The organism is Sphingobacterium sp. UBA7253, assembly GCF_002472745.1.
Taxonomy (GTDB): domain Bacteria; phylum Bacteroidota; class Bacteroidia; order Sphingobacteriales; family Sphingobacteriaceae; genus Sphingobacterium; species Sphingobacterium siyangense.
Window position 1 is genome coordinate 1 of sequence record NZ_DKSP01000026.1, and the last position, 10612, is coordinate 10612.

Annotated in this window: 9 protein-coding genes; 5 read left to right on the forward strand and 4 right to left on the reverse strand. The window is 41.7% G+C overall.

Annotated elements, in window-relative coordinates; genetic code table 11:
* Positions 1–68: 68 nt before the first annotated feature.
* From B2X72_RS01725 to B2X72_RS01740, 4 genes are all read right to left on the reverse strand, one after another.
* The gene (locus B2X72_RS01725) at positions 69–1049 is read right to left on the reverse strand and encodes an IS3 family transposase (protein WP_157698357.1); all 981 of its coding nucleotides are present in this window, start codon (positions 1047–1049) and stop codon (positions 69–71) included.
* Positions 1046–1423, reverse strand: a complete 378-nt coding sequence (locus B2X72_RS01730) for a hypothetical protein (RefSeq protein ID WP_075993755.1) — start codon at positions 1421–1423, stop codon at positions 1046–1048. The genes B2X72_RS01725 and B2X72_RS01730 overlap by 4 nt, the downstream gene beginning before the upstream one ends.
* Positions 1424–1530: 107 nt before the next feature.
* Positions 1531–3039, reverse strand: coding sequence for a S41 family peptidase (locus B2X72_RS01735; RefSeq protein WP_286735564.1), 1509 nt, complete (start codon positions 3037–3039; stop codon positions 1531–1533).
* Positions 3040–3228: 189 nt separating this feature from the next.
* The gene (locus tag B2X72_RS01740) at positions 3229–4509 is read right to left on the reverse strand and encodes a replication-associated recombination protein A (RefSeq protein ID WP_046673775.1); all 1281 of its coding nucleotides are present in this window, start codon (positions 4507–4509) and stop codon (positions 3229–3231) included.
* Between the two features lie 314 nt (positions 4510–4823).
* Between B2X72_RS01740 and B2X72_RS01745 the strand changes: the two genes are divergently transcribed.
* From B2X72_RS01745 to B2X72_RS01765, 5 genes are all read left to right on the forward strand, one after another.
* The gene (locus B2X72_RS01745) at positions 4824–5927 is read left to right on the forward strand and encodes a tetratricopeptide repeat protein (protein ID WP_286848151.1); all 1104 of its coding nucleotides are present in this window, start codon (positions 4824–4826) and stop codon (positions 5925–5927) included.
* Between the two features lie 207 nt (positions 5928–6134).
* Positions 6135–8261, forward strand: a complete 2127-nt coding sequence (locus B2X72_RS01750; RefSeq protein ID WP_286848152.1) for a carboxy terminal-processing peptidase — start codon at positions 6135–6137, stop codon at positions 8259–8261.
* 255 nt (positions 8262–8516) lie between these two features.
* The gene (locus B2X72_RS01755) at positions 8517–9347 is read left to right on the forward strand and encodes a universal stress protein (RefSeq protein ID WP_286848153.1); all 831 of its coding nucleotides are present in this window, start codon (positions 8517–8519) and stop codon (positions 9345–9347) included.
* Positions 9348–9464: 117 nt separating this feature from the next.
* Positions 9465–9995, forward strand: a complete 531-nt coding sequence (locus B2X72_RS01760; protein ID WP_286803548.1) for a hypothetical protein — start codon at positions 9465–9467, stop codon at positions 9993–9995.
* The coding region (locus tag B2X72_RS01765) for a nucleotidyl transferase AbiEii/AbiGii toxin family protein (RefSeq protein ID WP_286848154.1) at positions 9979–10612 on the forward strand (634 nt) is incomplete at its 3' end. The genes B2X72_RS01760 and B2X72_RS01765, both read left to right, overlap by 17 nt.

Sequence of the window (10612 nt, forward strand, 5' to 3'; positions counted from 1 at the left end):
TGTCTTATACTGAAATAGGTTTACATTTACCGAACAGATTACTATATAGATTTTACATCCTATTTTTTCTACTGGATTTGGTTGTCATTGTCCGTTTTCTGACTGTTATCGGTTGTCCTTTCCCTAACCACAGTTTCCCTAGTTTTGCTGCGGAACTTTTTTGACTCAGCGTTACGTCTTTGAAACATTTTGGGAACTTTTTGGTTCTGCAATTGCTGATGTGCCTGCTGGGGAGACATCATATTGCAGGACATATGTGGCCTAAAATGATTGTATATATTGACTGCCTTGACCAGCTGTGCAAGTGCCGTTTTGTAGTCTGGAAAGGTCTCAGCCATGCGATATTCGCTTTTTAGGATGCCATTTAGCCTTTCTGCCACGGCATTGTCGTACGGGCTTCCGGATTGTGTCATGCTTATTGTAATCCTATTTTCCTGCAATATAGTGACATAATTTGTACTGCAATACTGGATGCCGCGATCGGAGTGGTGGGTCAGATCGCTCTGTGGATACATTCTATGTGATATTGCCATCCTGAGCGCTGATATACAGGCCTGTGCTGTTGGCCTGTGCGTAAGTTTGTAGCCCACGATCTTTCGGGAATAGGCATCTGTGACCAGGCACAGGTAGATCCATTTGTCCCGGATGCGGATGTAGGTGATGTCACTTACCCATATCTGCTCGGGACGCAGGGCCTGCCTGCGCTGCACAAGGTCGGGCCACTTTTTGAAACGGTGGTCGGACTGGGTGGTGATGGCATACCTGCGTTTGCATTTGACCAAAAGGTCATTTTCGCGCAACAGTCTGAAGAAAGCGTCCCTTCCCAGTCCAACCATCGCACTACCCATTTCTTTGACCAATATGCTGCGGAGTTTAAGGGTACCCATGCGATGGGAGTCCTTCCGAATTTCACGTACCCGCGCCAGCACAAGCCCGCTGCGAACGGAGTATTCCTGTTCTCTGCCCATATATTTATAGTAGGATTGCCTTGTTCTGCCAAATAGTCCACAAAGTCTGGAGACCGAAACATTCTGGTAACACGACTTCATTTCTTGGACGATTTGGCCCCAGACTTTTTTACAAAATCAGCCCCATGGAGCTCCTCCGCTTTTTTGATCAACATCTCCAGGGCAGTAATTTTGAGGTTCGCCTGGAAGAGTTCATCCCTGAGATCCTGCTCATTTTTCACCCCAGTGTCTTCTGGCTCAACAGTCTGGGAAACTTCCAGCTCCAGATTGTTTTCCCACTGCTGGTACCATTTCATAAAATACCGCGGAGTGGCTTCCCCCGGAAGATTGTACTTCTGGGCAAGTTGCGAATAACTCAGCTTGCCGGCAAGGTATTCTCTGGAAACGAGGATCTTGAAGCTATCACTGTAAACTTGCTGTCCCCCTGATTTACGTTTTGTCATACGCTTTTTCATAATATTAAATTTAAGATTTTAATATTCGGTTTTTGTAAACCTTTTTCAGGAATGGACACCCATTTGTCGACGAGACCTTTGGGGGATTTTTTTATAGCTTTTTTTGATTAGCGTTTCTTGAACATGCCGCGCTCGGGACGGGGATTGACCAGCCCTTGGCTAATGCTTCTGCGGCTTTTGCTGCTCACAGTATTCAATGCAGCCTTAGTTGTGATACCGGGCAAAGCATCATTCAATGCCGTAGCCAGCATCGTCTCCTTTTTATCACCAAAGTCGACAAAAACATAATCATCAACATTACTTTTATCGGGACTAAGTCCGTCCCAATACTCAGATACACCTTTTGAATTGCGGAGCATAAAGGATACTGGCCAAAAGGAGACTTTATTACGAATCACTTCTTCAAAAAATCCTACAGGCTTACCGTAGGTTCGGCTACCCGAAGCGATCACCTCGACGGTCAGATGTGGTTTGAGCACATTGATCAACATCTCTGCCGCTGAGGCAGTACCTTCGCTCACAAGAAAGTAAACTTTAGTCAGATTGAGACTACTGCTCCCACTGAAATAGGTATTTGCAAATTCCTTGCTGAGCTGTGCATCATTTTTGATGTAATCGTTTACATCATAGGTCAACATCAATCGCTTATCCGCACCGATGGTTCCAGCGATTTTATCGGCAACATACACGGAGGATTCGACGTAACCTCCTCCATTGTAACGCAGATCAACAATCAGGCTCTTGATACCGGCAGTTTGAAACTTCGTAAAGGCATCGTCCATATTCTTTTTGTTGGTCGCACTGCTGCCAATCTCTTCAAACGAAGACAGGGCCAAATAACCAACACTACTGCCATTGTAGGTGTAGACCTCATCTTTATAAATTGGATTGATCGTATAACCATTGGCGTAAGTAAGATCTTCGCTCATCGTTGTCCCGTCCTGATGTTTAACCTGCAGTTTAAGTGTACCCGCGTCCAAGGCTGCATTCAGTTTGTTCATCATCTTGTCCCGAGCACTGGCATCATCAATGCTGCAGCCAGTAGCTGTACAGGTAACAGCAATGGAATAGTCGGAATCGCCGTTGACAGCTGTAATAAAATCAGACCGTCTGAAACCCGCTTTTTGGGCAGGCGATCCGCCCTCGACAAAATAGATGATAGGCTGTGCTGTCTTCCCATCTTCAGTTCCCAATTGCACATAGATGCCATACCCGTCGTTCGTATCCATTTTAAGCCTGCCAGAAGCTGTTGTTCCGGTATTATAACCATCTAGCCCCAACATATAGGAAAACCGGTCCAATACACCACCTGAATAAGAAGCATGTGCTGGGGTCATTTTCTTCAATGCGTCGAGCACCAAATCTGCTGAGCCATATTTATCGGTGAATTGAGAAGGATCACTGGTATAATCAGGAATGGATTTGTCCCAAAGTGAATATAACTTATAATACTTATAGATATCATCTTTGATCAGCTGCGCTTCGGTACGCTCCACTGGTTCGGGTTCAGGCTCAGGCTCAGGTTCAGGGCTATCCTTTTTACAAGAGAAAACTAAAAGTCCAGTCAGTGCTAGGATAGCCAAACGTCCTGTTTGTTTTAATGGCGCTACGTTCATAGTTGAAACATTTGTAAAACAAACATAATTAATTTACTCCGATCCACAATAAAAAAAACACGCTGACCATGGGGAGTGCCAACGTGTTTACTACCTATTGAAAAACGTTAGGAGAACAAGCAAAGGCATAAGATAGTTTTAACAAAATCAAAAAATACCCGCCAAGCCCGTTTTTTATAACATATTGATTTAATACTTATATTTCTCTTTCCATTTGTCCCGTAAACTCTGTCTCAATTTTTCCTCCTGTGAATTTTGCCCAGGCTCATACAATTTGACACCACTAATTTCTTTGGGCAGAAATTCCTGAACGACAAAGTTTCCCGGATAGGCATGTGCATATTTGTATTCGGCCCCATAATTTAAGTCCTTCATCAATTTGGTCGGCGCATTGCGGATATGCAGCGGTACAGACAGATCACCAGTTTGTTTCACCAAGGCCTGCGCTTTATTGATTGCTTCATAGGAAGCGTTGCTTTTAACTGAAGTCGCCAAATAGATAACCGTTTGCGAAAGAATGATACGTGATTCGGGCCACCCAATGACATTGACAGCCTGAAAGCAATTGTTTGCCAACAACAAGGCATTCGGATTGGCATTGCCAATATCTTCAGAAGCTAAAATCAACAACCTTCGTGCAATAAAGGATGGATCCTCCCCGCCTTCGATCATCCGTGCAAGCCAATAGACCGCGGCATTCGGGTCAGACCCACGGATGGATTTGATAAAGGCGGATATAATATCGTAATGCTGCTCACCCGCTTTATCATAAATGGCCATATTTTGCTGTACCTGCTTCAATACAAAAGCATTAGTAATTGGCTCTTTGTGCAATACTGCAGCATTCACAACCAATTCGAGAACATTCAACAATTTACGTGCATCGCCACCGGACAACCGCAACAAGGCCTCATATTCTTCTACAACAATCGCTTGTTTCTGTAAATATTCATCTTCATGTAATGCTTTTTGAATTAATCCAATCAGATCTTCTTCCGAAAGATGTTCCAATACATACACTTGGCAACGCGAGAGCAATGCGGAGATGACCTCGAACGATGGGTTTTCTGTTGTTGCACCAATCAGTGTCACAAGCCCGCGTTCAACAGCCCCTAAAAGTGAATCTTGCTGCGACTTGGAAAAACGGTGAATCTCATCAATAAATAAAATGGGTTGATCTTGGTTGAAGTTCATCAGCCGTTCGGCTTTTTCGATTACTTCACGAATATCTTTCACCCCGGCCTGAATTGCACTTAATGAAAAGAACGGCCGGTCGAGTTCTCTTGCGATCAGCAAGGCCAAACTTGTTTTTCCGACCCCGGGAGGTCCCCACAAAATCATGGATGGAATATTTTTTTGCTGGATCGCATGATAGAGTACAGCATCTGGGCCCACAATATGTTGTTGTCCCACATAATCACTCAATTGCCGCGGTCTAAGTCGTTCTGCTAATGGAATTCGTGTCGCCATAACACAAAGTTAAAAATTAAACGGCACAGCAACTAAATATTTTAGCTTTATTCATCCAAACTCTCCTATTATGACTTCTGCAAAGCGATAAGCATCAAGCTTTCACACGCATAGTTTTGAGGGTCATCATTCGCCGTTCGATATTACTTTAACATTTTTTCACACAATTTTTCGTCATATTTGCGCTATGATATATGTAAATTGCTTTTGGCAGCGCATAACCGACCGTACAGGTTTATCGAATGAAGGAGTAGATGGCTCAAATATGTCCTTTAGCTAAATTTATGTAGACGTTAATAATAACGTAATATTTTATGAGAATGACAAAATACTGGATTTCTATAGTTACCGCTTTGACTGCATTCATGAATATACCATGTCAGGTAATCGCACAGGATGCCGCCAAAGATTATACTGGCGCAATAAAACAATACGATGCTTCCTTTAAAGGTATCGGTCCAGAGGTCTATTTTTTACCACCTCCAAAAACGGCCAATGAAATACTAGCAGAGAATTATGCAGACAAGAAGTCTTTCAGCAAAGAAATTGCCAGGCAGCTCCTGCTCCAGCGACTGTTATTGCAACTGCGGAGCACCAATAACGTGGGCCATTTTCAATATTTGATGAACCCCATGCCCACTGCGGCAAATAGCTGGGATAGTGCTATAGAGAGGCAAACAAAAGCTGAAAACTGGATTGCTGGCTATGCGCTTGCCAATGAAGCAGCCTTATTTTCAATTAAAAATAACGATAGCAGCAACGCCTCAAAATTTCTATATCAGGCGCTTTCCTTGGCAAATCGTACCGATAACAGGGATGATATTGCCACAATAAATATGAACATCAGCAATTTCCAGCTGTATAGTGGAGACTTTGTACGTGCAGAAGAAAGTGCACAAAATTATCATAACTATGCGATGAAGAGCAAAAGCTATGCAGACCAAGCCAACGCCTGGCTTTTAATTGCTATGGCACGAGCTGGTCAGGGAAATTATAAAACCGCCGAGAATAATATTATCCGCAGTGCGATCCCTTTGCTCAATAAGGCCAAAGCCTATGAGGGGAAGATTTTTGCATGGGAAATGCTTGCCGAGATTTATTTTAAGCAAAATAAATTTACCGAGGCACAGTGGTTTCTGCTACAGGCCCGCGATTTGGCCAATGCCAAAAAACTAAGTAGCGAGCTCGCTGAGATTGAATACCTGTTGGCCTCATCCAAGCAAAAAGATGGTAATTATAAGGTAGCGATCAAAGAATTTGTGCAGGCTGCTGAACTGGCTTCTGATGAAAATAACAAACAGCTCTCACTTGCGATATTGGACAAACTCGGTGAGGTGTATCTTGTGCTAAAAGATTATCCATCTGCTGATCAGACCTACAAAGCCTATACGCAGTTAAAAAATGAATTGTACAATTGAAACATTTAAAACAATCTGCCTCTTCCATTGGTCTGTTGAAAGAGCAGTCTACAAAGAGATTTTAAGCTTTTTGTAAATATTAAAGGATAAATCAAATAAATTTTTAGATTCTGCGGTAATGTGCTATGAATTTCACTAAATTTAGCACGCTCATCAATAGGAGCTGAATATTTTTTAAAAAGAATGATTATTAAAACCGTCGAAAATATGTTTAGGAAACTCATATTTGCACTTTTTGTTGTATCCATTGTTTCTTGTGGTTCAAAACCACGGGTAGCACTTCCTGATGATGGAGGGCTTAAACCGAGCACGCAACATCAGATTATTGCTAAAGAAGTCTCTGGATTATTGGAAAATGCGAGCTACAAAAAGGTCAAAATGAATGATTCGATATCGGGCATCATATACGATAATCTGATCAAAAGTTTGGATCAAGGAAAAAATTATTTGCTTCAAGCGGATATTGATGAATTTCAAGCGTACAGAAACAATCTTGCGCAGGATATCAAAAATGGAGATCTTTCTGCTGCATTCCATATTTTTAATGTCTATTCAAAGAGATACCTGGACAGAATGCAATATGCACTTTCAGAAATCGACAAGAAACAGGATTATACGAAGGATGAGTATTACCAACCTAACCGTGAAAAATTAGGCTGGTTCAAAACGGCAGATGAAGCCAACGACCAATGGCGTAAACGCGTTAAATACGATCTGCTCAACTTAGAAACCGCGAGTGGTAAATCGACCGACAGCGCGAGGACCAAACAGGTGGAAACACTAAAGAAACGCTATGTTAATTTGATCTCGCAGGCAAAAAAAACCAATGCCAACGATGCTTTTCAAGTGGTCATGCAAGCATTGACCGATGCTGTTGACCCACATACGTCTTATTTTAACCCATCATTTGCACAGGCATTCAATGAGGGAATGGCCAATACGTTTGAAGGGATCGGTGCAAGACTTGTCGTCGACAACGAGGCCGTAAGCATCTTCGAAATTATCCCTGGTGGACCAATATTCAAAGACAAGAGCATTCACGTCAATGATAAGATTATTGCTGTAGCCCAAGGTAAAGATGGTGAATTCGAAGACATTATTGGTTGGAGACTTGATGCAGCCGTAGCAAAAATCAAAGGTCCAAAAGGAACCATTGTTCGCCTGAAAATTATACCTGCTGGTCAGCCAATGAACTCTCATCCACGGATTGTATCCCTTGTACGTGAGAAAATCGTCGTTGAAGAAGAGTCTGCGAAAAAAGAGATTATGAACGTCAAAGGTGCCGATGGAAAAACGTACAAAGTGGGTATCATCAATATTCCGAAGTTCTACATGGATTTTGAAGCTTACAGAAGACGCGATCCAAACTATAAGAGCACAACGAGAGACGTTAGGTTAATCTTAGACACCTTGAAACAGGAAAAAGTAGATGCTGTGGTTATCGATTTGCGATTCAATGGTGGCGGTTCCTTACCGGAAGCAATTGATTTAACAGGTTTATTTATCGATAAAGGTCCAGTTGTACAAGTAAGAGACACAAAAAATAACATCGATGTCGAAGAAGATAAAAACGCGGGTGTGTCCTGGGATGGTCCATTGGGCATCATGATCAACCGCTTCTCGGCTTCGGCTTCTGAAATCTTTGCCGGTGCTATTCAAGATTATGGAAGAGGTATTATCTTGGGATCTCAAAGTTATGGTAAAGGAACAGTGCAATCGGCAATCGACATGTCACGCGTTATTAGCCCAACCAGCCGCTTATTGCTAAAGGCCTCAGGTGAAAAAGATCCGGACACCCCAGAAGGTGCTCCTCAATATGGCCAGATCAATATCACACTAGGTAAATTCTATCGTGTAAACGGTAGTAGTACACAACATAAAGGGGTTACACCAGATATCGTATTCCCTTCTCAGTTCTCCGCAGAGAAATTTGGCGAGAGCTCAGAAAAATCAGCGCTCCCTTGGGATCAGATCCAATCGAGCAATTTCAAAAAAGTAGCTGATCTAAGTGCTGTTGACAAAAAATTAGAAGCAATGCATGAGGCACGCATTAAAAACTCATTGGAATATAAGTATCTGAAAGAGGATATTGAAGAAGCTCAAAAAGATGAGGATGTTAAAATTCCATTGGAACTCAACAAATTCAAGAAAGAGAAAGATGACAACCTCAAGAAAAATAGGGACCGCATCAACGCTTTATTGAAATTGCAGGGTAAACCAGCTTGGGAGGAAGGTAAGTCCCAACCTAAAATCGATCTTGACTTTGTGAAAGATGAAAGTGCCAAAGTGATGACCGATTATATCATCAACTTTGGAACAAAAAAACCGTTGTAATTTCAACGTTTCAAAAGCTAGAAAATGAAAGGCAACCGTAACTGCGGTTGCCTTTTTCTATGACCCTCATCACAATAGGGAGAGTTTAACATTAAATTCACGTTTTCTTTGTAACTTATCGCTACATTCATTGTTTTAGTAATATACCGGTACTGCTTAAAGTCCGAATGATTCCCATAGCTCATACGCTAAAGATTTTGCAGGACAGGATGCACCAACCAGGTTATAGAAGTTAAACGTATAAAAAAGAACATCATGAAACGTATCCTCCTGTTAACTGACTTTTCAGAAAATGCTCTTCTGGCAGCACAACAAGTAGCCCTATGTACAGAAGCCTGGAAAACGCAAAAGGTTATTATCTACCATACGTACAACAGTGTTACCATTGTCAATAACGAACCTATTGTCATTGTTAATGATGAGGTAAAAGAGGTTAAAGAGAAAGAACTGACAGCATGGTTTGACCAAATTAGATTATTGTTCCCCCCACAAGTGGAACTTACACATCAGATGGAAGATGTTGATCTGCCATTGGGAGTCAACGACATGTGTAAATCGCACGACATTGACCTTGTGGCATTGGGTATCACCGGACAAACAGGTTTTGCTAAGATCCTGGTCGGAAGTAATGCTATTACACTGATGGACATCTGCATTAAGCCCATGCTTATCGTTTCCCATAAGGTAAATCCTGCCGTCCCCAAAAATGTGTTGGCTACAACCGATCTGAAGGAGGTAGACAGAAAGCTGGATTTATTCAATTTAGATCAGGTGTTAGATACGTTCAATGCACAATTGTATGTGTTGAATGTTGCTAAAAAAGAAGGTTCAGCCGCAGACTTGGCACAGGAATTAAAGCACCTCCATGAACGCCTAGATAAATATCATCCGATTTATGACTACATCAGCCATGATGATATTGCACTAGGTATTGAAGAATATGCCAAAGAGAAACATATTGATCTCATACTTTCATTCCATAAAAAGCAAGGACTATTAGCTAGCCTATTCAAAACAAGCATTTCTAAAAAAATAGCCTGGAATGGCTCGGCCAACTTGTTGGTCATCCCAATGGACAGGTCATAGGTAGAAAAATAGTAAAGCCGCAATCTTATAAATTTGTAATTTGCGATTCGCGAATCACAAATTAATTTATTACTTTTGTTATAACAATATTATAACAAAAGTAATGACTTCGTAATTATGAGACGGAAACACAATGGGATGAGACCCCAAGATTTGGTGATTCTCCTTAAAGTAATAATATTAGGCGATACTTTTTGGCATGCAAAGGATCTTGCGCAAAGTTTATATATCAGCCCGTCGGAGATATCAGAATCTCTTGAAAGAAGCCATTATGCCGGATTGATAGGTCATGATAAGCGTCGTGTCAATAAACTAAATCTTATGGACTTTCTTATTCATGGAATGCGGTATGTATTTCCGGCTCAGCCCGGCATACTAACGAGAGGAATACCTACAGCCCATTCCCATCCATATATGCAGACACTGATCCATAGCAGCCAACCATATGTTTGGCCTTCGTCGGATGGCAAAGAAATGGGACAGGCTATTGAACCCTTCTATCCAAATCAAATCAAAGCCGCAATGTCGGATCAACATTTATATAAGTTACTGGCTTTACTTGATGTTATACGAGTTGGCAGGGTAAGAGAGATAAATTTTGCGGAAAATGATTTAAAGAAAGCAATAGAACATGTCGGAGCATACTAACATAGTCCGTATACGGGCGGTAGCAAATGCCCTTAAGGAACTGAGGGAACAGGTCGTATTTGTAGGAGGCGCAACCGTTTCATTATACGCTGACCGAGAGGTCCAAGAGATCCGCCCGACGGATGACATAGATGTAATTATAGAAATCCTTAACTATAAACAACGGCAGGAACTAGAAGATAAATTAAGAGAAATCGGCTTTACAAATGATGTAGAATCCGGCATTATATGCCGATTTAAAATTGAAGGTATTATCGTAGATGTCATGCCAACCAACGATCCTTCAATTGGCTTCAATAATATTTGGTATCCGGGAGGGTTCGAGCACGCCCAAAATCTAGCGATATCGGCAGGCGAAAATATCAGGATATTGTCCGCCCCATATTTTATTGCTACTAAGCTCGAAGCATTTAAGAGCCGTGGTGGTGGTGATGGAAGAATTAGCCATGATTTTGAAGATATCGTGTTTGTTTTGGAAAATAGGGGAACATTATGGGATGAATTGAAGAATTGCGATGATGAGGTAAGAAGGTATATCAAAGATGAATTTCAAGCGTTGATGAGAAATCCTTATATTCATGAATGGATCGATTCACACGTAGAAAGGGGAGGAATAG

Excerpts from the sequence above, each read along its gene's own strand:
- B2X72_RS01745 (WP_286848151.1), top strand. The coding sequence starts at position 4,824 with ATGAGAATGACAAAATACTGGATTTCTATAGTTACCGCTTTGACTGCA.
- B2X72_RS01755 (WP_286848153.1), top strand. The coding sequence starts at position 8,517 with ATGAAACGTATCCTCCTGTTAACTGACTTTTCAGAAAATGCTCTTCTG.
- B2X72_RS01735 (WP_286735564.1), bottom strand. The coding sequence starts at position 3,039 with ATGAACGTAGCGCCATTAAAACAAACAGGACGTTTGGCTATCCTAGCA.
- B2X72_RS01760 (WP_286803548.1), top strand. The coding sequence starts at position 9,465 with ATGAGACGGAAACACAATGGGATGAGACCCCAAGATTTGGTGATTCTC.
- B2X72_RS01740 (WP_046673775.1), bottom strand. The coding sequence starts at position 4,509 with ATGGCGACACGAATTCCATTAGCAGAACGACTTAGACCGCGGCAATTG.
- B2X72_RS01725 (WP_157698357.1), bottom strand. The coding sequence starts at position 1,049 with ATGAAGTCGTGTTACCAGAATGTTTCGGTCTCCAGACTTTGTGGACTA.
- B2X72_RS01730 (WP_075993755.1), bottom strand. The coding sequence starts at position 1,423 with ATGAAAAAGCGTATGACAAAACGTAAATCAGGGGGACAGCAAGTTTAC.
- B2X72_RS01750 (WP_286848152.1), top strand. The coding sequence starts at position 6,135 with ATGTTTAGGAAACTCATATTTGCACTTTTTGTTGTATCCATTGTTTCT.